The following is a 22,693-nucleotide window of genomic DNA, read 5'->3' as shown; positions in this document are numbered from 1 at the left end:
TCGTCCATTGCGCGCGCTGTAACGTTTGTTTCATTGCGCAGAACATAGCACAGGATTGTCAGGATGATACAGATACACCTTTTGGCACCGTATACCGACTTTACGCTGTACCGAAAAACTGGAACGCCGTTTGCTTATAGCTAGGGTTAATAGAGCAACTCACACTACCCTACATAAAAAGGAATCTCGAAATGATGCAAAGTAATACCGCCCCGCTGGGCATGGCGGTGGCACCTCATCATTTAGCCAGCGCCAGCGCATTGGCTGTTCTGCGTGAAGGCGGAAACGCCATTGAAGCCATGGTCGCTGCGGCGGCAACCATTGCCGTGGTGTACCCACACATGAACGGGATCGGCGGCGATGGTTTCTGGCTGATAGTGCCGCCACACGGTGACCCCATTGCTATTGATGCCAGCGGTGCGGCGGGGTCGCTGGCCTGCCGCGAGTACTATCAGGGCGAAAGCCGCATTCCGCACCGCGGCCCGAAAGCGGCACTGACGGTCGCAGGCACCGTCGGCGGCTGGCAGGAAGCGCTGGACTATTCACAAGAGCTGGAAAATTCACAAGAAATAGACAGCACGCCGATGCCGCTGGCTCGTCTGCTGTCTGACGCGATTCGCTATGCGGCCGACGGTATTCCCGTCACACAATCACAGGAAGATGCACTCACTCAGCGCTATCACGAACTGAGCGATTTTCCCGCCTTTAGCCAACTCTTTATGCCGCAGGGAAATATCCCGCGTGCAGGTAGCCGTTTCACGCAGCCTGACTTAGCGGATACCTTAACGGCGCTGAGCATCGAAGGGCTGGACAGTTTTTATCGCGGCTCCGTCGCCGCCCGGCTGTCGGCGCAGATGGCGCTGCTCGGGATGCCGCTGACGGCTGACGATCTGGCGAACTACCGCGCCAAGCGAACCACGCCGCTGGTGCTGAAACACAGTAAAGGCGATATCTATAACCTCGCGCCGCCGACGCAGGGTCTGGTGTCCCTCGCAATCCTCGGACTGACCGATCATTTAGAAATGGAAGATCTGAACGATAGTCAGACGATCCATCGTATTGTCGAATCGACCAAGTTGGCGTTTGGCCTGCGTGACCGCTTCATTACCGATCCCAAACTGATGACGCAAAATGTTCAGGCGCTGCTGGAAAACGATGTGCTTGGTGCACTGGCGCGACAGGTCGATACGCGAAAAGCCGCATCGTGGGGAGAAGGTAAAGGCCCCGGTGACACCGTCTGGATGGGCGTATGCGACAGCAGCGGCCTGTGCGTCTCTTTCATTCAGAGTATTTATCACGAATTTGGCAGCGGTGTTGTGCTACCGGGAACTGGCGTGCTCTGGCAGAACCGCGGTGCCTCGTTCAGCCTCGATCCGGCGCACCTGTTGGCGTTAGAACCGGGCAAACAGCCTTTTCATACCTTAAACCCCGCCGCCGCACGTTTATCCGACGGACGCACGATGGTCTATGGCTCGATGGGCGGAGACGGACAACCGCAGACGCAGGCGGCTATCTTTATCCGTCACGTCCAGCAAGGACTGCCGCTGCAACAGGCGATTACCGCTCCACGCTGGCTGCTGGGTCGCACCTGGGGACAATCCTCCGACACGCTGAAGATCGAAGATCGCTTTAAACCTGCCACCGTAGATGCCCTGCGTCAGCTAGGGCATGACGTCGAGCTATTGAGCAGTTTTAGCGAAACCGTCGGTCACGCAGGTGCCATCGTCCGCCACACCAACGGCATGCTGGAAGGCGCTTTCGATCCACGCAGCAACGGCAGCGCGGCAGGCTTTTAGTCCTACTTAACCGGGAGAAAATAGAATGACGATGATCGAACAAGACGCACTGGCGGCGTATCTGCAACAGATGGAAACGCTGCTATCTCTGCAACTCAGCCAGGAACGACGTCAGGAACTGCTGGTGCAATTCAGCCGCATCCACGCCATGGCACAACCGTTGATGGAATTCCCCCTCGATGAGCATCAGGATATTGCCGGGGTTTATACGCTAGGAGCTTATACGCTATGAGTTTATACGCCAAACGCGCGTCCTCATCGTTATCCATCCGGCAAATTCAGCAAGGCTTGCAGGCTGGAATGTTCTCCGCCAAAGAGCTTGCACAGCAGGCACTAGCCGCAATTGGGCAGAGCAATCCGACGATTAATGCCTATACCCACGTCACCGGCGAACGCATGTTGGCAGAAGCTGGGCGCATCGACGCGTGCCGTCAGCGCGGGGAAACCTTACCGGCGCTGGCTGGTGTGCCTTATGCCGTAAAGAACCTGTTTGATGTCAGCGGCGAAACCACGCTGGCGGGGGCCGAGCTTTTCAGCCAACGACCACCCGCCGCACAGGATGCTTTTGCCATCCGTCAGCTTGCCAGTCAGGGCGCGCTGCTGTCCGGCATGTTGAATATGGACGCCTATGCCTATGGCTTTACCACCGAGAACAGCCATTACGGCCCCACGCGTAACCCGCTCGACACACAGCGTATTGCAGGAGGCTCGTCTGGCGGATCGGCTGCCGCCGTCGCCGCAGGGTTGGTTAACTTCACGCTGGGCAGCGACACCAATGGTTCGATCCGCGTGCCGTCGTCGCTCTGCGGCATTTTCGGGCTGAAGCCGACGTTTGGCCGTTTATCACGCCACGGTAGCCACCCGTTTGTCGCCAGTCTCGACCACATCGGCCCATTCGCACGTAGCGTAGACGATCTGGCATTGGTGTTCGATGCACTACAAGGTCGCGACAAGCACGATCGTTTTCAGACAGAACGAGAAACGCAGCATACCGCCACACAGTTGGAAACTGGCAGCGATGGATTGCGCTACGCGGTGCTGGATGGCTACTTCTCCACATGGTCCAGCGAGGAAGCCAAAGCCGCCGTCCGCCAGATCGCACTAGCGCTGGGCGCACAGGACAGCCTGACGTTAACCGACGCCGCACTGGCACGCAGCGCCGCTTTTATTCTGTCGGCCAGTGAAGGGGGAAATCAGTATTTGCCAGACTTACGCACTCAGCCTGAGCGTTTCGAGCCACTGTCACGCGAGCGGCTGCTGGCTGGCGCGATGATCCCCGCCGCCTGGTATGTGCAAGCCCAGCGCTTCCGCAATTATTTTCGTCAACAAACGTTGGCATTGTTTGAACACACCGACCTGCTGATTGCCCCCGCAACGCCCTGCTCCGCCACGCTTATTGGTCAGGAAATCATGCGTATTAATGGTACCGATCTGCCCGTCCGCGCCAGTATGGGTATGCTGACACAGCCGATCTCTTTCGTCGGGTTACCCGTCGTAACGGTGCCGGTAGCAACCGCCAGCGGCCTGCCGATAGGTATTCAGATTATTGCCGCACCGTGGCGCGAGGATCTTTGCCTGCGGACGGCGTGGGCGCTTGAGCAGCAGGGCATCACTTATACCTTATGAGGAAAGAAAATATGTTGCCTGACGATAGCAATCAGCCGGATGTGCTGGCCGATGTGACCGCCGCGTTTTATCGCTACGAAAAAGCCTTAATCGGTAACGACATTGCGGTGCTGGATGAGCTGTTCTGGCACGATGAAAAAACGGTGCGCTACGGGGCGGGAGAAAATCTATATGGGATCGAGGAAATTCGTGCCTTTCGCCTCGCTCGCCCCTCTTCCGGTCTGGACAGAACCCTGCGTAATACGGTCATCACCACCTACGGTCATGATATGGCCGTCACCAGCACCGAGTTTACCCGCACTGGCAGCACGAAGGTTGGTCGTCAAATGCAGACCTGGGTCAAAATGCCCGAAGGCTGGCGTATTGTCGCTGCCCACGTCAGCGTGATGAGCGAGTGACAATAAAAGACACAAACGATCTGCATGCAGCGTTTGTGTCAGTCGTCAGCCATCGATTTATCTGCTTGTTTCGGTGCGTCTGAAGCCAGATAATATTTGCCATCAATAAGCACATATTCACCTGAAGCCAACTTACGCTCGATCACCTCACGCGCCGCCATTTGCAGCGTTTTCCCCAAGGCGAAAAATGCCTGTTCCTGAAGACTTAACGTCGTAATATCGAGTGAGGATGACATAGCTTCTCCTATCTGAACCAAGTCGATTAAATGACTGCATACCTGGGATACGAATGTTAAATCTGCTTTTCCCTGCTAACCCCAGTAAACCATCATATAAATCCGTGAGATCAATTTTCCTTTTCCCCGAAAGGTCGGGGGCGGCGCACCAATAGTAAGCACCCGATCGGGAAACATTGTAGTGGTCAAAAATCGCTCTGGCAACCGACGTAATCACCTTTAGAATTTGCCCAGAATTGAGCTCAACATGCCGATAAGCTTCCAAACGCTCTTGATTCTCAACTTTATCAAAAGCCACCGTCCAAAGACCCGACCGGGGCATTTGAAAACCAGGTATGTTATGTTTCTCATCAATCCCTTTATTAAGCAATTCGTCCGCTGACTGGAGTTTCTGGAAACCAATGGCATAGACCATGCCACCAACGATAAACTGACGTATAAGCAGCTCACCATTCCCTGTATAGTCTTCGAAATCATGGTATTCCCAAGTGACCACGTTTAGCTTTTCCTTAGCAGAAATCAGATGAGCAGATAACCAAAATACCTTTCAGCCCACAATGCTCTTATTCCTCTTTCTGGTGCTGCTTCGCAATTTTCAAAACAACGCAACATACTGACTGACAGACTGCACTATTCACGTATATATGAAGAATATATTATTCAGAACACTCTCATTTATTGGTGGGAATTAACGCAATCATTTTACCCATTATATCTCTGCTATACTGTATAAAATACCGGCAGATATCATAAGTAAAAAATGTACCTACGTCGGCCTATTTGAGTGCCTATGAACCAAAAATTTTGATTTATTTATCCTATTATTCGATTAGTGGAATTCACTATAAATAGCGGTTTATCCACAATCAGAAAAGGTTATATCAGCCGCTAATCCAATACGTAAAAACCAACAGGTAACGCACTGTTATAAAAAGAATTATCTTTCAAACCAAAAATCATAAAGATCACATAAATCATGAAGATAACATAGCAATAATCACGTTACCGCTATCGCTAATATTGGCCTAACAGGAGGTTGCATTGAGGCAATAAAGGGTTGTCTCAGAATCTGAGTATGTTAGGGTAGATTATGTTTAATCATTATCAGGGTTAGGTTATAGAATTATAAACGACACAGGAAAACAATAATTTCATGGCAATTAAACTTGAAGTAAAGAACCTTTATAAGATATTTGGCGAGCACCCAGACAGAGCATTTAAACTGATTGATAAAGGCCTGAGTAAAGATCAGGTATTTGAAAAAACAGGGCTTACTGTCGGGGTAAAAGATGCCAGTCTGGCCATTGAAGAAGGCGAGATATTTGTCATCATGGGATTATCCGGTTCCGGCAAATCAACCATGGTACGCCTTCTCAATCGTCTGATCGAACCCACTCGGGGTCAGGTGCTGATCGACGGTGAGGATATCTCCAGGATATCTGATGCCGCGCTGCGCGACGTGCGCCGCAAGAAGATCAGTATGGTGTTCCAATCCTTTGCGCTCATGCCACATCTGAACATCCTCAACAATACCGCATTTGGTATGGAACTGGCTGGTGTACCGAAAGCGGAACGTGAGCAAAAAGCGCTGGATGCGTTACAACAGGTTGGGCTCGAAGCCTACGCGGCTTCTTACCCGGATGAACTGTCCGGCGGGATGCGGCAACGCGTCGGTCTGGCGCGTGCGTTAGCGAATGACCCCGATATCCTATTGATGGATGAGGCATTCTCCGCGCTCGATCCGCTGATCCGTACAGAAATGCAGGATGAGCTAGTCAAACTCCAGTCCCGTCATCAACGCACTATCGTCTTTATCTCACACGATCTGGATGAAGCGATGCGCATCGGTGACCGGATTGCCATCATGCACGGCGGTGAAGTGATTCAGGTCGGTACGCCCGATGAGATCCTGAATAACCCAGCCAATGACTATGTGCGCACCTTTTTCCGCGGTGTCGATATCAGCCATGTGTTTAGCGCTAAGGATATCGCCCGTCGTCGCCCGGTCACCTTAATCCGTAAAACTCCCGGCGTGGGGCCACGTTCTGCACTAAAAATCCTTCAGGACGAAGACCGTGATTACGGCTACGTACTGGAAGGCGGAAAACGCTTCATTGGCATTGTGTCTATTGATTCACTGAAGCAGGCGCTGAAAGAACAGCAGCCGCTGGAACAGGCGTTACTGCCCGAACCTGCTCCCGTGCCCGCAGATATGTCACTCAACGAGCTGATTTCTCAGGTCGCACAGGCTCCCTGTGCCGTTCCTGTTGTCGGCGAAAACCATGAGTACATTGGCATCATTTCCAAAGGAATGCTGCTACAGGCACTGGATAAGGAAGGAGTGACCAATGAGTAAATCGACCTCAAATCCGTGGGACACCACGGCACAAAATCAGCCTGCCGATCAAAATGCAGCTCCTGAGCAGGCTAATAGCGCCGCACAAAGCGATCCGTGGGCAACCAGCACGCAGAGCGCGCCTGCTGATAGCTCGACGCCTGACAGCATGCCGCAGAGCGATCCGTGGTCTACTGGTGCCTCCGCTCAGGATACACCGGCTAACGGCAGCGATGCCTGGAGCAGCGCTCCGGCTCCCGATGGTGTTACCGATGCGGCCCATCAAGCTGCGCAATCCGGCAGTGACTGGCTAAACAGCACCGCCCCCGCAACGCCTGAGCATTTCAATCTGCTCGATCCGTTTAAGGACACGCTGATCCCGCTGGACAGTTGGGTCACCCACGGTATCGATTGGGTTGTGCTGCACTTCAGGCCGATCTTCCAGGGCATTCGCGTGCCGGTCGATTTTATTCTGGGCGGCTTCCAGCAGTTTCTGCTGGGAATGCCTGCGCCGATTGCCATTCTGGTGTTTTCATTGATTGCCTGGCAGATGTCCAGCCTCGGCATGGGCGTGGCTACCCTGCTGTCACTGATTGCGATTGGCGCAATTGGTGCCTGGTCACAGGCGATGATCACGTTAGCGTTGGTACTGACCGCGCTGTTCTTCTGCGTACTCATCGGGCTCCCCATGGGGATCTGGCTGGCGCGTAGCGAACGAGCGGCCAAGATTATCCGTCCACTGCTCGATGCCATGCAGACCACGCCCGCGTTCGTCTATCTGGTGCCTATCGTCATGCTGTTCGGTATCGGTAACGTGCCGGGGGTGGTGGTGACCATTATCTTTGCCCTGCCGCCGATTATTCGCTTAACGATTCTGGGTATTCGCCAGGTGCCAGCCGATCTGGTTGAGGCCGCTGAGTCATTCGGAGCCAGCCCACGCCAGATGCTGTTTAAGGTTCAACTGCCGCTGGCCATGCCAACCATCATGGCTGGTGTAAACCAGACGCTGATGCTGGCGCTGTCGATGGTGGTGATCGCCTCGATGATCGCCGTGGGTGGTCTGGGTCAGATGGTACTGCGCGGTATTGGCCGTCTGGATATGGGTCTGGCTGCCGTCGGCGGGGTCGGGATTGTTATTCTGGCCATTATTCTTGACCGTCTTACCCAGTCTCTGGGGCGCGATCGTCGCAGCAAGGGCAACAAAAGCTGGTACGCCAGCGGCCCGATTGGCCTGCTGACCCGTCCCTTCATCAAGCAGTAACGCTCGTCCCGCCTGTCTGGCATACGTCAGACAGGCGGCGACATTCACTATTCGGTTTATCCACACATTAATTTTATTAGCCACACTTACAATTTGCCCTAAATAATTCGAGTTTCAGGCAGGCGGCAAGGGAAGGCATCCCGATGAGCTTACATAGGTAAGTGATTCGGGTGACTGAGCACGGCCAACGCACATGCAACTTGAAGTATGACGGGTATAAAAACAGAGGGAATCATGATGCGTAACACCAAACTTTGGGCCGCCGCCCTGACTACCGCACTGTTGAGTACGCAGGTTTACGCCGCTGACACCGCGCAACCGGGTAAAGGTATTTCGGTTATTCCGGTGCAAAGTACCATCTCCGAGGAAACGTTCCAGACGCTGCTGGTCAGCCGCGCGTTGGAAAAGCTCGGCTATGACGTGCAATCTCCTCGTGAAGTAGATTACAACGTCGCCTACACCTCAATCGCCTCTGGCGATGCGACGTTTATCGCGGTTAACTGGGATCCGCTACACGCCGACCAATATAAAGCTGCCGGTGGGGACGCGAAATTCTACCGTCAGGGTGAATATGTCTCCGGTGCCGCTCAGGGCTATCTGATCGACAAGAAAACGGCTGAAAAATACAAAATCACCAATATCGCGCAGCTAAAAGATCCGAAAATTGCCAAGCTGTTTGATACCAACGGCGACGGCAAAGCCGATCTGACGGGCTGTACGCCAGGCTGGGGATGTGAAGCAGCCATCAACCACCATCTTCCCGCCTATGGCTTAACCAACACGGTCGAGCATAATCAGGGTAACTATGCGGCGATGATCGCCGATACCATTACCCGTTACAAAGAAGGCAAGCCGATTCTGTACTACACGTGGACGCCGTACTGGGTCAGTGATGTGCTGGTGCCGGGACGTGACGTAGTCTGGTTGCAGGTACCTTTCTCTTCTCAACCGGGTGAAATGAAGGATGTCAGCACCAAGCTGCCAAACGGTGCCGACTATGGCTTCCCCGTTAATACGATGAAGATTGCCGCGAATAAAGCGTGGGCCGAGAAAAACCCCGCAGCGGCGAAGCTGTTCGCCATCATGAAGTTGCCGATTGCCGATGTGAATGCGCAGAATCTGCGTATGCATGAAGGTCAGGGTTCACAGAAAGATATCGAACGTCATGTTGATGGCTGGATCAAAGCCCACCAGCAATTGTTTGACGGCTGGGTGAAAACCGCCGCTGACGCAGCGAAATAATCTCCTGTCGATGAGCGCCCCTTTCTCGCGAAAGAGGCGCTTTTTATTGCTAAAGGGCAATTATGGCAGTTTGACGATTTCGACCCAGTTCGCGCCTTTTCCGGTCGGGTATTGTCCGACTCGCACTAAATCCCCGTTATCCTGATTGATGCGATACACCGACAGCGATGTCGATTTTTCGCCGCTGGCGATCAGGAATTTCCCGCTTGGATCGATCTGAATACCGCGTGGCTGCGTTTCTGTTGGATAGCGCGTAATGTATTTCAACTGACCCGTTTTCGGCTCAACCCGCAGCAGCGTAATCGTGCTTTTGGTACGTTCCGATACGTACAGGAATTTTCCATTTGGCGTCAGGCGTAAATCGGCGCTCCAGATCTGCGGTCGGCTATCGGCGTTCTTTTTATCCGGCGCGATTGTTCCCGCTCGCATTCCTGCGTCGGCCGGAACGGTCTCGGTGTAATCCAACAGCGTAAGCTGTCCTGTCTTTTCATTCAGCGCCAAACGCGCAACTTTGCCGGACAATTCGTTGCTCACGTAGAGCGTTTTATTATCAGGTGAGAACACCAAATGGCGCGGCCCGTTCCCCTCAGGCAGTTTAATTTCGGCTGGCTCATTCGGCGTCAGCGTGCCCGTTTTCGCATCAAACCGGAACTGTACAATTTGGTCGCTGCCGAGATTGCTGGCAAAGACGAACTTATTTTTGCGATCGGCAATAATGCTGTGCGCTTTCTCGCCTGTCGGCACCACAGTGACCGCACTCGCGTTGACCTTGCCGTCTTTATCAATGCCATTAACCGCGATTTTATTGCCGCCATACGACGCACTGAACAGCCATTTTCCCGTGAGATCCGTAGAGATGTAAGCCATGCTGTCCGGTAATTCCGCTTTACCTAACGGGCTCAGTACACCGCTCTTGGCGTCGATTTTATAGCTGACTGCCGAGTAGGGGATACCGCGCGTGGCAGCATAGAGGAATGATTTATCTGGGCTAATGACCATCGGCATCACTTTTGCACCAGCAGCAACTTTCCCGGTAGCGGTCAATTCGCCGCTTTGCGTATTGAGTGTGTAGGCATCGATCGCGCCGTCAGTGGCAGCAGAGACGTAAACCGCCGTGACTGCCTGCGCGCCCATCGACCACAGTGCCGCTGCTGGCAGCAGTGCACATCCCATTAGCATTGCAATGCTGTTTTTCTTAAACACCTGATAATGCTTAAACATACTGTCCCCTGTCGATAGTGTTATGACGCTGGCAATAAGCTAAATCAATCTCATTAAAAACAAAACAAACTTAATAAGCACAAAGATATTCTGGCATCTCATTAGGCTCTGCCGGATACTATCGCTTCTGCTTTTAACATCATATTAACGTTCAAACACTATGCCTCTTCAGCAACAATCTGCATCCTCTACACAACAACCAGGGCTTAGCCTGTCTTTGACCCTGATTATGTCTATTGCGACTGGCCTTGCCGTCGCCAGTAACTATTATGCCCAACCGCTGCTGGAGACGATTGCCAGAGTCTTTGCGCTTTCCGTTAATCAGGCGGGATTCATTGTCACCGCCGCACAGTTGGGTTATGCCGTTGGCCTGCTGTTTTTAGTGCCGCTGGGGGACATGTTTGAACGCCGAACGCTGATTGTCGGCATGACGCTGCTCGCCGCAGGCGGGATGCTGATCACCGCTTCCGCGCCCACACTTTGGATCATGATTGCTGGCACCGCGTTAACTGGCTTGTTCTCCGTTGTCGCGCAGTTGCTGGTTCCTCTTGCCGCCACGCTGGCAACGCCAGAAACGCGCGGTAAGGTCGTCGGCACGATTATGAGCGGCCTGCTGCTGGGGATTCTGCTGGCGCGTACCGTCGCGGGTGCGCTGGCTTCACTCGGTGACTGGCGCACCGTTTACTGGGTTGCCAGCACGCTGATGGTCATCATGGCGCTGATTCTGTGGCGGGCGTTGCCGCGTATTCCTCAGCAAAACACGCTGAACTACCCGCAACTGCTTACTTCCATATTTCGTCTGTTTTCCACCACGCCGATGTTGCGTACACGCGCCATTTTGGGCTGTTTGTCCTTTGCCAACTTCAGCATTCTATGGACCTCGATGGCATTCCTGCTGGCCTCGCCGCCCTACGGTTATTCCGAAGGTGTTATCGGCCTGTTCGGGTTGGTTGGCGCAGCGGGCGCATTAGCAGCATCGCGCGCGGGGCGTCTGGTCGATCAGGGCAAAGCCAAGCCGACCACCAGCGTTGGGATTATCCTGCTTTTGCTGTCGTGGGGCTTTATTGCGCTCGGTATTCATTCCGTGGCGGCGCTGCTCATTGGCATCATCGTGCTGGACCTGGCGGTTCAGGGCGTGCACGTCACCAACCAGAGTGTGATCTACCGTATGATGCCGGAAGCGCGTAATCGCCTGACGGCAGGCTACATGACCAGCTATTTCATCGGCGGCGCATTGGGATCGCTTCTCTCCGCATCGGCCTATCAGCAGTGGGGCTGGCTGGGCGTATGTGCCGCTGGCGGCATTATCAGCCTGTTGAACCTGCTGGTGTGGTGGCGCAGCCATCATCACGAGACGCAGGAAGCAATGGCGGCGCCGTAGCCGCGCTTGTTTGAAACTATCTCGATTGAGATCATCTCATTTGAGATAGTTTCTCCTGAGAAAATTGCGTCCAAAACCATCACGCCCGTTCAGCAATAACGTGAAATTCCGGTAATGCTTTGCTAGTGTTACCGGTTAGTTTCCTTTAAGTGCAAAAAAATATCAGGCCAGTGAATACATTAACCACCGCTACACCGAAAAAGCCGGCGTCTTTTAGCGAAGGCGTATTTGATAGTGTGCCAATTGTTATCGGCTATATGCCTGTAGCATTCGCATTTGGCATGAATGCCGTCAAATTAGGGTTTACTCCGCTGGAAGGCATTTTTCTTTCGTGCATCATTTACGCGGGTGCCAGCCAGTTCGTCATCACCGCGTTGCTCAGCGCAGGTATGTCCATCTGGGTAGCAGCGTTGACCGTCATGGCGATGGATGTTCGCCATGTGCTATATGGGCCCGCACTGCGGCATCGCATTACACAGCGGCTGCCGACCCGGAAAACCGCACTGTGGGCGTTCGGCTTGACGGACGAAGTGTTTGCGGCAGCAGCTACTCGATTGGCGAAAGATAACCGACGTTGGTCAGAAGAGTGGATGATGGGCGTATCGCTTTTAGCCTGGCTCTCCTGGGTGCTCGGCACGGTGATCGGTGCCGTGTTTGGTAACGGCCCATTGGATGACTACCCTGCCGTCGAAGCCGCGCTATCGTTCATGCTACCCGCGCTTTTCCTGAGCTTTTTGCTCGCCTCTTTCAAGCGAAAACAGAGTCTGGTTGTCGCCTGCGCACTGGGCGGAGCGCTGCTTGGACTGCTGCTTTCCTCCATCCCGGCCGCCATACTGCTCGGTATTCTCAGCGGCTGTTTGGCGTCGCTGGTTAACACCGCCACACCGCAGGTGAACACATGAGTACAGAAGTCGTTCTTATTGGGCTGATTGTGGGGCTGGTGAACTATCTCTTTCGCTATCTACCTCTGAGACTCAGCGCCTCACGCGCCTCCGGTTCGCTGCAACGCGGCAAAAAAGCCCTGTTGCTTGATAGCATCGGCATTGCTTCCATCTGTGCGCTGCTGATCGTTTCCAGCGTGCCGGATATTCTCGTGCATCACGAAAAGCTACTGCCAACACTGGCGGGTTTTATTACGCTGACAGCCTGCTTTTATAAAACCCGTAGTATCGTTTTGTCGACGTTACTGGGAGCACTCTGCTACGGCATTGCTTTCAAATTGCTCTGAATCCGCAGCGAAAATTATCAAATAAGATTTTGATTTAAATAAAGTAAATGGCGAATAATCCTTACCTTCGGTCATTCTCCGCTTACTTTCTGTCACATAAATAAGCACAATTTCCCACCCGAATGCCGTTTACCCATTTAGTAACATTAGTTACTATGCATGCCGTGATTAATGAGGTTTATATAAAAAATGGACAGTTCATTCACTCCTATAGAACAAATGCTCGATCTGCGTGCTTCACGCAAACCCGGTTTCCCACGTCAGGAAGTCTTGCTACTGCGTCTATTCATGCATGTTCAAGGCAAAATCCTGGAAAATAGAAACAGAATGCTGAAAGATCAGGGCATCAATGAAACCCTTTTCATGGCATTGCTGACGCTGGAATCTCAAGAGTCTTACAGTATTCAGCCGTCCGAACTCAGTGCCGCACTGGGGTCGTCACGTACCAATGCAACACGCATCGCTGACGATCTGGAGAAAAGAGGCTGGATAGAGCGGCGCGAAAGCAGCAGTGACAGACGCTGCCTGCATCTGCATCTAACAGAAGAAGGCAAAGCCTTTCTTGGTCAATTGATTCCACCACAGCACAGCAGCCTCCACGTTCTTTGTTCAGCACTTGAATCCGGCGAGAAAAAACAGCTTGAAACGCTGATGAGAAAGCTCTTGGTTCGGCTGGATGAAATGGACGATTTCGACAACGTATAGCAGAAAAACAACAACAAAAATCATAACCAGCGCCTTTTTCTTTCACCCGAAACGACCCGATGCTGATGTATCGGGCAGGTGAATTTTGCTGCGAAAAATACACATGATCTTTCCGCAGCAGCAACCTGCGGCTTAGCACAACGGCAATCTCACGCTCTGGGCGGGCAATCTGAAAACGCCCCCAGGCTGCACAGCAATATGAATTCATTGCGACTATCGCCAGGCGGCTCCGTCTGGCGCACTGGCCGATACAAAGAAAATAAAAAGAGAGAATAGCATGAGTGAAAGTGTGGAAAATCAGGTGCCGCAGACGCCGCAAAGAAACAAGAAACAGCAGCGGAAGCGAGTGTTATCGCTGCTGACATTTATTTTCGTCGCGCTGGGCTGTGCTTGGCTAGTTTACTGGTTTCTGGTGCTCAGACATCACCAAAGCACTGACGATGCCTACATCGCAGGCAACCAGATTCAGATAATGGCACAGGTTACAGGCAGCGTGACGCATGTGAACGTCGACAATACCGACTTTGTTAAGCAGGGACAGGTGTTGGTGGAGTTGGATCCTACCGATGCCCAGCAGGCATTCGAGCGCGCGAAAACCGCATTGGCTAACAGCGTGCGCCAAACGCATCAGTTGATTATCAACAGCAAACAATATCAGGCCAACATCGAGCTGCGTCAGACTGAACTGAACAAGGCGCAAAGTGACTTAAGCCGCCGTGAAGCCCTGGGCAGCGCGAATGCTATCGGGCGTGAAGAAGTACAGCATGCTCGCGATGCCGTCGCGACCGCCAAAGCGGCGCTGGAAGTTGCCAGACAACAATATCAAGCGAATCAGGCGATGATTCTGGATACGCCGCTGGAGAAGCAACCCGCCATACAGCAAGCCTCTGTAGAAATGCGCGATGCCTGGTTGGCGCTACAACGCACTAAAATCGTCAGCCCGATTGACGGCTACATCTCACGCCGCAGCGTGCAGATTGGCGCTCGCATCTCCTCAACCTCAGCGCTGATGGCGGTGGTTCCCGCCAATCACCTGTGGGTCGATGCTAACTTCAAAGAGACGCAGTTAGCCAATATGCGCATCGGCCAGCCCGCTACCGTGATCGCAGATATCTACGGTGACGATGTCGTGTATCAGGGAAAAGTGGTCGGCCTCGATATGGGAACCGGTAGCGCGTTTTCTCTGCTGCCTGCCCAGAACGCGACAGGAAACTGGATTAAAGTCGTCCAGCGCCTGCCTGTGCGTATTGAGATCGATCCGAAGCAGGTTGCCGAACATCCGTTGCGCATCGGCCTGTCAGCGTTAGTGAATGTCGATACCGCCAATACAGAAGGCAGCGCATTAGCAGAAACATCACGCACCACGCCAGCTTACCAAAGTGATGCACTGACGCTGGATCTCGCCCCCGTTAACCAAGACATTAGCGCCATTATTCAGGCCAATGCCGGTTAATCGACCAGGAGAGAAACGTGCAGAGAAAACCGCTTAAAGGCGCGAGTCTGGCCTGGATGACCGTTGCGCTATCGCTGGCAACGTTCATGCAGGTGCTGGACTCCACCATCGCCAACGTCGCTATTCCGACCATCGCCGGTAATCTGGGTGCGTCCAACTCGCAGGGAACGTGGGTCATCACCTCGTTCGGGGTCGCTAATGCTATCTCTATTCCTATCACCGGCTGGCTGGCTAAACGGTTCGGTGAAGTCCGTCTTTTTCTATGGTCAACGGCGCTCTTCGCCCTGACGTCCTGGCTATGTGGTATGTCCACCAGCCTGGAAATGCTGATTTTCGCCCGCGTGTTGCAGGGGATCGTCGCCGGGCCGCTCATTCCGCTCTCACAGAGCCTGTTGTTAAGCAATTATCCTCCCGCGAAACGCAGCATCGCTCTGGCGCTGTGGTCAATGACCGTGGTCGTCGCACCGATCTGCGGCCCGATTTTGGGCGGCTGGATTAGCGATAACTACCACTGGGGCTGGATATTCTTCATCAACGTCCCACTCGGTATCGCCGTGGTATTTATTGCGTTGCAAACGCTGCGCGGGCGAGAAACCAAAACGGAAATCAAGCCCATCGATACCATCGGGCTGGCGTTGTTGGTCGTTGGCATCGGCAGCCTTCAGATGATGCTAGACCGGGGCAAAGAGCTGGACTGGTTTAACTCGACGGAAATCATCACCCTCACCGTGGTGGCGGTAATTGCGATAACGTTCCTGATTGTCTGGGAACTGACGGACGACCACCCGGTGGTGGATTTGTCCCTATTTAAGTCGCGAAACTTCACCATCGGCTGTCTGTGTATCAGCCTCGCCTATATGTTTTACTTCGGGGCGATCGTGCTCTTGCCGCAACTATTGCAGGAGGTGTATGGCTATACCGCCACCTGGGCAGGGCTGGCATCCGCCCCCGTTGGGCTAATGCCGGTGGTGCTGTCGCCGATCATCGGTCGGTTCGCGCCGCGTCTGGATATGCGCAAGCTGGTAACGTTCAGCTTTATTATGTACGCAGTTTGTTTTTACTGGCGTGCGTACACCTTCGAGCCGGGCATGGATTTCGGCGCGTCGGCCTGGCCGCAGTTCGTACAGGGGTTTGCCGTCGCCTGCTTCTTCATGCCGCTGACGACCATCACGCTGTCGGGTCTTCCGCCTGAACGTTTGGCGGCGGCATCGAGTCTGTCGAACTTTGCCCGAACGTTGGCGGGGTCGATCGGGACATCGCTGACCACCACGCTCTGGACGCAGCGAGAGTCGCTGCACCATGCACACCTGACGGAATCTATCACGCCATATAATCCGATAGCGCAGGAAACGTACCAGCAGCTTCAGGCTATGGGGATGAGTCAAACACAGGCATCGGCCTATATCGCAGAGCAGATTACGGCGCAGGGGCTGATTATTTCTGCTAACGAGATCTTCTGGGCCGCCGCAGCCGTATTTCTGGTATTGCTGGTGCTGGTCTGGTTTGCTAAACCGCCCTTTACCACCGGCGGTGGAGGCGGTGGCGCACACTAACTGCCGAAATTGCCCTCCCCCTCGGCCATCCCATTGGCTGAAGGGGATCCTCTTGCCAACTTCGCGTCAATTGGCATTATCGCAGGCGCAATCAAAAGGCTGAATGAAGCACAGGGCAACGTGGTATCACGCTTTGGTCTGAAGCTGGTTTACGGTTCTACGCTAGTGAGTTTGCTGTCTGCGGCAGTGGCGGAACTGGTGTTTTAATTTTAAATTATAAATCAAAAAGTTAATAACCAGGTAATGACGAAATCACATATTAGGGGAAACGCGGGGATAAGGTTCCCGCAGGGATGCCTTACCCCGTGGTAGCCCCGAGTATCTCGATCTCACAGCCATGATTTTCAACAAGATCATCAGAACGCGACGCAGACGGGGGCATCAATCCGCATGACGGATTCCTGCGCGAAACGTGATTTGTAGGTAGTACGCAACGCTTCAATATCACGCTCTTTATCAGCGCCATGAATCAGCATCAGCGCCTTGCTGTTCTCTCTGGCAATCCGTCCATTGTTGCCCAGCCACTGTCCTTTGGCATCAAACACCGTCAGCCCTTCTTTAAAGCGTGGCGTAACCTCACCGTCCAAAAACGCATTCCACTCAGCATCAGAAATCGCCGGGCCAGCAGGACGATTCAAACCAAAATACAGCGTAGTCTGTACCTGCTTGTCGCCAATCTGGCACGTATCAGCGGTTGGTACAGCGGCAATAGCAGTGGATGAGCGCGGCAGCGAACTGCAACCGCCTGCCAGCAATGCGCCCAACAGTAACGATACCGCAATAACTTTCTGCTTTTTCTGCTTCATCAATCGTTCTCTCATCCGTGGCGATGCCTTCTCAGAGGGCGAATTCTCCCTCTGAGAATCGACGCGTGATATCAAGCTTGGTTCTGTCGCCACCACTCGGACAGCAAAATGCCCGTTGCGACTGAAATGTTCAGACTTTCAACCTTACCAGTACCGCCGATAGAGACTTTTACGTCCCCTTGTTGCCAGGCGCTATCCGACAGGCCATCACCTTCCTGACCCAACACGATCACAGTTTTCGCCGGAAGCGTTGCTTGCGACAATGCTGTACCTTTATGGCTGGAGGTAGTCACGATGGTGTAGCCTGCGTTACGGAATTCCGCCAGCACGGACAGGAAATCGTCAGCGTTGATCGCTTTAACGTGTTCCGCACCACCTTCTGCCGTGCGTACCGCCGCACCAGACTCCAGCAGCGCCGCATCCTGCACCAGCACGCCTTTCACGCCGAAATGCGCACAGCTACGCATAATGCCGCCGAGGTTGTGCGGGTTACCCACATCTTCCAGCGCCAGTACACAATCATTCTCGCCAGCCGTTTTCAGGTACTCGCGTACATCCATTCCCTGACGCTTTTTAATCAGGAAGCAGACGCCACCGTGGTGTTCAGTGCCGGAAGCCTTAATCAGCTCTTCCTCTTCCACAACGTGGTAAGCCTTACGGTTCGCCGCCATCCAGCGCAGTGCATCGCGGAAACGCGGCGTCACTTCTTGCAGGAACCAGGCCCGAACTATCACCTCAGAACGGTTTTTAAACAGCGCCTGACAGGCGTTTTCACCGTAGACCCGTGTTTCTTCCTGACGCTGGCGACGCAGTTGCTCAGGATCGATCTGGCTCTTGCCCGTAATACCGCCATGGTCTGGCGTATCACTTTCGCTTGGTGCACGAGACACGGTTTTCCACGGTGATTCATAACCACCAGTGTCTTCACCACGTGGGCGACGAGGCTTGTCGCCGCTGCGTTCGTTACGATCTTTATTGCCCCACGGCGTTTTCGCACTGCTATCGCCGTCACGGGACGGATTTTCCCGCGCATAACGCGGGTTAACATCACGCGGATGTTTCGGCTTTTCACGTTGATCGCGAGAGCCACCGCCATCACGCCGATCGCCACGGCGATCTTTTTCAGCAGGGCGCTTGTTTTTATTCTCTTTATCGCCCTCATCATCACTACGGACGTACATCACACGGACTTTGCCGCTTTTACTATTGAATGAATCGCTCATTGTTCTCTCCACCTACGCGCTGGGCGCGAAGATTACCTTATGTACACCCGCTTAGCCACACGCTTGTGGTAAAAGAGCGCTAACAGTCAGAAGCTATTGTAGCTATTGGGCAAACCACGTTGTTGCCATAATCTCTCCCCACCATAATTTATTCACTCTTATGCAACATGCCGTTGACGTTCCAATGCCGTATTACGTGCATTTTATCAGCGACATCTTTATTTTAGTCCTTTTATCTGAGGCCCTGTTATGAATACGGTATGTGGATCTTGCCAAACAACCAATCGCCTGCCTGAAGCGCGTATTGATGACCATGCAAAATGTGGCCGTTGCGGAGAAACCTTATTCAGCGGTGACGTCATCAATGCCACAGAAGCAACGCTCGACAAGCTGTTACAGGACGATCTTCCCATCGTGGTCGATTTCTGGGCTCCCTGGTGCGGCCCCTGCGTCAACTTTGCCCCCGTGTTTGAAAACGTCGCACAGGAGCGGAGCGGAAAAATCCGCTTCATTAAGGTCAATACCGAAGCCGAACCGGCACTCAGTGCCCGTTTTCGCATCCGCAGTATTCCAACGCTAATGATCTTCAAACAGGGCCAGATGGTTGACATTCTCAACGGTGCGCTGCCGAAAGCGCAGTTTGAGGAGTGGTTGGATGAATCACTGTAGAAAACTCTGGGGCATTATTGCCCCACCTCTTTTGGTCAACCCGTCTGTCGATTAGAATGTCGTCTTTCTGAACCGGCTTCCCAATAATTAAAATGAAGCCGGTTCGTTGCAGAATCTCATGGCGTCATCTATTTCATGCTCAACCGCCCTTTTGTGAACAACAATGCCGTACTCCGCCTGCGTCAGCAACGTCTTGAGCAGTCAACCAAACCATTTCGCGCCCGCGGCTGCCGCGTAGTACGCTGCCAGCAGTGTTTATTACCCGCGGCCAACTGCCTGTGCCACACCATTCAGGCGCAGCAATCCCGCAGCCGCGTCTGCCTGGTGATGTTTGATACCGAACCGTTAAAACCAAGCAATACCGGACGTCTCATCGCCGACATTCTGCCCGATACGCAGGCGTTTCGCTGGTCACGCACCGAGCCAGATCCCCAGTTACTTGCCACGCTGAAAGACCCGAACGTTCAGCCCTATCTGGTCTTCCTTGCCGATGCGGCGGAGGAAGGACGTCAGGTGTTTCAACAGCTTCCCCCAACGGAAAAACCCGCCCTGTTTGTCTTGCTCGACGGCACCTGGCCGGAAGCGCGTAAAATGTTCCGCAAAAGCCCCTATCTGGATAACTTGCCGATCTTATCGCTGAATGTAGAGGCGCTGTCCCGCTATCAACTGCGCGAGGCCAGCAGCGCCGGGCAGCACTGCACCGCCGAGATTGCCATCGCCCTGCTCGCACAGGCGGGGGATATCGTCGCGGCCGACGCGCTATCACAGCATTTTGATCGTTTCCGCCGACACTATCTGGCAGGGAAATCACACCACAGTTTGCGGGAAAGTTTACCCATCGTCACAGCACAACCGGCAGAAAGCGTTTAGTATCAAAGGGGATTGATGTGAAGGAGTGACGTATGAGCCAGCGCGGATTGGAAGCACTGTTACGCCCTAAGTCTATCGCCGTTCTCGGCGCGTCAGAAAAACCGGGACGGGCCGGTTTTCTGATGATGAAAAACCTGCTGGACGGCCATTTCAGCGGACCTGTGCTGCCAGTTACGCCAAAATATCGTGCCGTTTGCGGCGTGCTGGCCTATCCGACTGTCGCCAGCCTGCCCATGACGCCCGACCTTGCCGTAATTTGTACCAACGCCAGCCGTAACCTAACGCTGTTAGAAGAGCTGGGGCAGAAGGGCTGTAAAACCGTCATCATCCTCTCCGCACCGCCGACCCAGTTCAGCGAATTAAAGGCCTGTGCCGCGCGCTACCACATGCGTCTGCTTGGCCCAAACAGCCTTGGGCTGCTCGCCCCCTGGCAAGGTCTGAATGCCAGCTTTTCTCCCGTTCCTATCATGAAAGGCAAGCTGGCATTTATTTCTCAGTCGGCCGCCGTTTCCAACACGATACTGGACTGGGCGCAGCAGCGCGGCATCGGCTTTTCCTATTTCATCGCTTTGGGCGACAGCCTGGATATCGATGTCGACGATCTGTTAGATTTTTTGGCTCGCGATGGCAAAACCAGCGCAATTTTGCTGCATCTGGAACACATCAGCGATGCACGTCGCTTTCTTTCCGCTTCCCGCAGTGCTTCCCGAAATAAACCGATACTGGTGATAAAAAGCGGTCGTAGCCAGCAGGCGCAGCAGTTGCTGAATGACCAACGCCACGGATTGGATGCCGCCTATGACGCCGCCATTCAACGTGCTGGTTTACTGCGGGTACGGGACACCCATGAGCTTTTTTCCGCGGTGGAAACGTTAAGTCACCTGCGACCGCTACGCGGTGAACGTTTAATGTTAGTTAGCAACGGCGCGTCACCAGCCGCACAAGCGCTGGATCAACTCCTCAGCCGGCAAGGTAAGCTCGCACAGCTCAGCGAGGAGACGCGACAAGCTCTAGAGGAAGCCTTGCAGCAACCCATCGCTATCAGCAATCCGCTCGATCTACGCGATGACGCGACAGCGGCTCGCTATCTGGCAGCCGTCGCTGTGTTACTGGACAGCAATGACGTCGACGCACTCTTAATTATTCATGCACCTAGCGCCGCCGCTCCCGGCACCGATAGCGCCGCACAGTTGATTACACTCTTCCAACAACATCCGCGTGGGAAAAGAATCACGCTGTTGACCAACTGGTGTGGTGAATTCTCCTCGCAGGAAGCACGACGCCTGTTTAACGACGCGGGTATTCCTACTTATCGCACACCAGAAGGTGCGGTAACGGCATTTATGCATATCGTCGAGTATCGGCGTAATCAGAAACAGCTAAAGGAAACCCCTGCGCTGCCGCTAAATTTGGGTATCAACGCTAGCCAGGCACACGCGCTGATTCAGCAGGCGCTATCAGATGGCGTCACTCAGTTAGATACACATGAAGTTCAACCGATCCTGCAAGCCTATGGTTTGAATACGTTACCCACCTGGATTGCTGGGGATAGTGTAGAAGCCGTCCATATCGCCGAGCAAATTGGCTACCCGGTCGCGATTAAGCTGAGATCGCCAGATATTCCGCATAAATCGGAAGTACAGGGCGTCATGCTATACCTGCAAACCGCCAGAGAAGTCCAACAGGCAGCAGATGCAATTCTTGACCGGGTGAAGCGCACCTATCCGCAGGCGCGCATTTACGGCCTGCTGGTACAAAGCATGGCAAACCGAGCAGGCGCACAGGAACTCAGGGTTGCCGTCGAACAGGATCCCGTTTTCGGCCCGTTGATTATGTTAGGAGAAGGCGGCGTTGAGTGGCGAGAAAAGCAGGCCGCCGTCGCGCTGCCCCCGCTGAATATGACGCTGGCCCGCTATTTGGTGCTACAGGCAGTGAAAGGAGGCAAGATTCGGGAATACAGCGCGTTACGCCCGCTCGATATTCCCGCACTCAGCCGCTTGCTGGTTCAGGTTTCCAACCTTATCCTCAACTGCCCTGAAATTTCCCGACTAGACATCCATCCTCTACTGGCGTCAGGGGATACCTTTACGCTGCTGGATGTCACGCTGCATCTGACGTCGTTCAGTGGCGATCCACAGTCGAGGCTGGCAATCCGCCCCTATCCACACGAGTTGGAAGAAACGGTCATCCTCAAAAACAGTGATATTTGCCTGTTCCGACCCATCTTGCCGGAAGACGAACCGCTGCTCAGCGCATTCATTGCCAGAGTGACAAAGGAAGATCTGTATTACCGTTATTTCAGCGAAATTAATGAATTTACTCACGAAGACTTAGCCAATATGACACAAATTGACTACGATCGTGAGATGGCATTCGTAGCCGTGCGCCAGTTCGGAGAGGAGACTGAGATTATTGGCGTGACGCGTGCGATTTCCGATCCGGATAATACGGATGCGGAATTTGCCGTGCTGGTGCGTTCCGATCTGAAAGGACTCGGCCTCGGCAGACGGTTGTTGGAAAAGCTGATTGATTACGCCCGAGCGCATGGACTCTCCCGCTTGACCGGCATTACCATGCCGCATAATCAAGGCATGGTTCAGCTTTCCAAAAAGCTCGGTTTTCACATCGACGTACAATTAGAAGAGGGTATTGTGACACTGGAATTGCCGCTGAAAGACTGATCTCAAGAG

21 protein-coding genes and 1 pseudogene are annotated in these 22,693 nt (G+C 53.6%); 17 read left to right on the top strand and 5 right to left on the bottom strand.

Going from position 1 to position 22,693, the window contains the following annotated elements:
• Window positions 1–191: 191 nt before the first annotated feature.
• The 4 genes from A7983_RS13235 to hpxZ are packed head-to-tail and all read left to right on the top strand — an operon-like array spanning window position 192 to window position 3,820.
• Window positions 192–1,796: a gamma-glutamyltransferase family protein gene (locus A7983_RS13235; RefSeq protein WP_005975665.1), complete on the top strand. Its 1,605-nt coding sequence runs from the start codon at window positions 192–194 to the stop codon at window positions 1,794–1,796.
• A gap of 25 nt (window positions 1,797–1,821) precedes the next feature.
• The gene (gene hpxX, locus A7983_RS13230; RefSeq protein WP_005975663.1) at window positions 1,822–2,028 is read left to right on the top strand and encodes an oxalurate catabolism protein HpxX; all 207 of its coding nucleotides are present in this window, start codon (window positions 1,822–1,824) and stop codon (window positions 2,026–2,028) included.
• Window positions 2,025–3,422, top strand: coding sequence for an AtzE family amidohydrolase (locus A7983_RS13225; RefSeq protein ID WP_005975661.1), 1,398 nt, complete (start codon window positions 2,025–2,027; stop codon window positions 3,420–3,422). Before hpxX ends, A7983_RS13225 begins: the two co-directional genes overlap by 4 nt.
• Window positions 3,423–3,433: 11 nt before the next feature.
• Window positions 3,434–3,820 (top strand): oxalurate catabolism protein HpxZ, encoded by a 387-nt coding sequence (gene hpxZ, locus A7983_RS13220; protein ID WP_005975659.1) that lies wholly within the window; start codon window positions 3,434–3,436, stop codon window positions 3,818–3,820.
• A gap of 38 nt (window positions 3,821–3,858) precedes the next feature.
• On the opposite strand, the gene A7983_RS24655 is transcribed toward hpxZ, so the two are convergent.
• Both A7983_RS24655 and A7983_RS13215 read right to left on the bottom strand, forming a co-directional pair.
• Window positions 3,859–3,981 carry a hypothetical protein gene (locus A7983_RS24655; protein WP_257785294.1) on the bottom strand — a complete coding sequence of 41 codons (123 nt, stop codon included), beginning with the start codon at window positions 3,979–3,981 and terminating at the stop codon, window positions 3,859–3,861.
• On the bottom strand, window positions 3,968–4,552 hold the full coding sequence (locus A7983_RS13215; RefSeq protein WP_005975657.1) for a hypothetical protein: 585 nt from the start codon (window positions 4,550–4,552) through the stop codon (window positions 3,968–3,970). The genes A7983_RS24655 and A7983_RS13215 overlap by 14 nt, the downstream gene beginning before the upstream one ends.
• Window positions 4,553–5,209: 657 nt before the next feature.
• On the opposite strand from A7983_RS13215, the gene proV reads away from it, so the two are divergent.
• The 3 genes from proV (at window position 5,210) to proX (ending at window position 8,894) form a co-directional block, all read left to right on the top strand.
• Window positions 5,210–6,412 (top strand): glycine betaine/L-proline ABC transporter ATP-binding protein ProV, encoded by a 1,203-nt coding sequence (gene proV, locus A7983_RS13210; protein WP_005975655.1) that lies wholly within the window; start codon window positions 5,210–5,212, stop codon window positions 6,410–6,412.
• A complete protein-coding gene (gene proW, locus A7983_RS13205) occupies window positions 6,405–7,652 on the top strand; it encodes a glycine betaine/L-proline ABC transporter permease ProW (RefSeq protein WP_005975653.1) in 1,248 nt (415 codons plus the stop codon). Before proV ends, proW begins: the two co-directional genes overlap by 8 nt.
• A gap of 237 nt (window positions 7,653–7,889) precedes the next feature.
• Window positions 7,890–8,894 (top strand): glycine betaine/L-proline ABC transporter substrate-binding protein ProX, encoded by a 1,005-nt coding sequence (gene proX, locus A7983_RS13200; protein WP_039477747.1) that lies wholly within the window; start codon window positions 7,890–7,892, stop codon window positions 8,892–8,894.
• A gap of 60 nt (window positions 8,895–8,954) precedes the next feature.
• Here proX and A7983_RS13195 read toward each other — a convergent pair whose 3' ends face one another.
• Window positions 8,955–10,115, bottom strand: a complete 1,161-nt coding sequence (locus tag A7983_RS13195; protein WP_005975649.1) for a lactonase family protein — start codon at window positions 10,113–10,115, stop codon at window positions 8,955–8,957.
• A gap of 160 nt (window positions 10,116–10,275) precedes the next feature.
• Here A7983_RS13195 and A7983_RS13190 point away from each other — a divergent pair, with 160 nt between their 5' ends.
• The 7 genes and pseudogenes from A7983_RS13190 to A7983_RS23480 all read left to right on the top strand — a co-directional run.
• Window positions 10,276–11,496 (top strand): MFS transporter, encoded by a 1,221-nt coding sequence (locus tag A7983_RS13190; protein WP_005975647.1) that lies wholly within the window; start codon window positions 10,276–10,278, stop codon window positions 11,494–11,496.
• Window positions 11,497–11,666: 170 nt separating this feature from the next.
• Window positions 11,667–12,398: an AzlC family ABC transporter permease gene (locus tag A7983_RS13185; protein WP_005975645.1), complete on the top strand. Its 732-nt coding sequence runs from the start codon at window positions 11,667–11,669 to the stop codon at window positions 12,396–12,398.
• Window positions 12,395–12,724, top strand: a complete 330-nt coding sequence (gene ygaH, locus A7983_RS13180) for an L-valine transporter subunit YgaH (protein ID WP_005975643.1) — start codon at window positions 12,395–12,397, stop codon at window positions 12,722–12,724. Before A7983_RS13185 ends, ygaH begins: the two co-directional genes overlap by 4 nt.
• A gap of 189 nt (window positions 12,725–12,913) precedes the next feature.
• On the top strand, window positions 12,914–13,429 hold the full coding sequence (gene mprA / locus A7983_RS13175) for a transcriptional repressor MprA (RefSeq protein WP_005975641.1): 516 nt from the start codon (window positions 12,914–12,916) through the stop codon (window positions 13,427–13,429).
• Window positions 13,430–13,706: 277 nt separating this feature from the next.
• Window positions 13,707–14,882 carry a multidrug efflux MFS transporter periplasmic adaptor subunit EmrA gene (emrA, locus tag A7983_RS13170; RefSeq protein WP_005975639.1) on the top strand — a complete coding sequence of 392 codons (1,176 nt, stop codon included), beginning with the start codon at window positions 13,707–13,709 and terminating at the stop codon, window positions 14,880–14,882.
• Window positions 14,883–14,899: 17 nt separating this feature from the next.
• Complete coding sequence (gene emrB / locus A7983_RS13165; RefSeq protein ID WP_005975637.1) at window positions 14,900–16,435, top strand: multidrug efflux MFS transporter permease subunit EmrB; 1,536 nt, start codon at window positions 14,900–14,902, stop codon at window positions 16,433–16,435.
• 54 nt (window positions 16,436–16,489) lie between these two features.
• Window positions 16,490–16,642, top strand: a pseudogene (locus A7983_RS23480) (nucleoside transporter C-terminal domain-containing protein); the annotation flags it as partial.
• A gap of 149 nt (window positions 16,643–16,791) precedes the next feature.
• Here A7983_RS23480 and A7983_RS13160 read toward each other — a convergent pair.
• Together A7983_RS13160 and A7983_RS13155 are read right to left on the bottom strand one after the other, a co-directional pair.
• Entirely contained in the window at window positions 16,792–17,241 is a 450-nt protein-coding gene (locus A7983_RS13160) for a DUF3574 domain-containing protein (protein WP_005975635.1), read from the bottom strand.
• A gap of 71 nt (window positions 17,242–17,312) precedes the next feature.
• A complete protein-coding gene (locus A7983_RS13155; RefSeq protein WP_005975633.1) occupies window positions 17,313–18,464 on the bottom strand; it encodes a tRNA/rRNA methyltransferase in 1,152 nt (383 codons plus the stop codon).
• Window positions 18,465–18,713: 249 nt separating this feature from the next.
• On the opposite strand from A7983_RS13155, the gene trxC reads away from it, so the two are divergent.
• From trxC to A7983_RS13140, 3 genes are all read left to right on the top strand, one after another.
• Window positions 18,714–19,133, top strand: coding sequence for a thioredoxin TrxC (trxC, locus tag A7983_RS13150; RefSeq protein WP_005975631.1), 420 nt, complete (start codon window positions 18,714–18,716; stop codon window positions 19,131–19,133).
• 135 nt (window positions 19,134–19,268) lie between these two features.
• Window positions 19,269–20,003 (top strand): tRNA-uridine aminocarboxypropyltransferase, encoded by a 735-nt coding sequence (locus tag A7983_RS13145; RefSeq protein WP_005975629.1) that lies wholly within the window; start codon window positions 19,269–19,271, stop codon window positions 20,001–20,003.
• Window positions 20,004–20,035: 32 nt separating this feature from the next.
• Window positions 20,036–22,684: a bifunctional acetate--CoA ligase family protein/GNAT family N-acetyltransferase gene (locus A7983_RS13140; RefSeq protein WP_005975627.1), complete on the top strand. Its 2,649-nt coding sequence runs from the start codon at window positions 20,036–20,038 to the stop codon at window positions 22,682–22,684.
• Window positions 22,685–22,693 lie beyond the last annotated feature (9 nt).

The sequence above is a fragment of the Pectobacterium wasabiae CFBP 3304 genome (assembly GCF_001742185.1).
In the GTDB taxonomy this organism is placed as follows: Bacteria; Pseudomonadota; Gammaproteobacteria; order Enterobacterales; family Enterobacteriaceae; genus Pectobacterium; species Pectobacterium wasabiae.
Note: the sequence above shows the minus strand (reverse complement) of the source record. Positions and strands in the feature narration are given on the sequence as shown.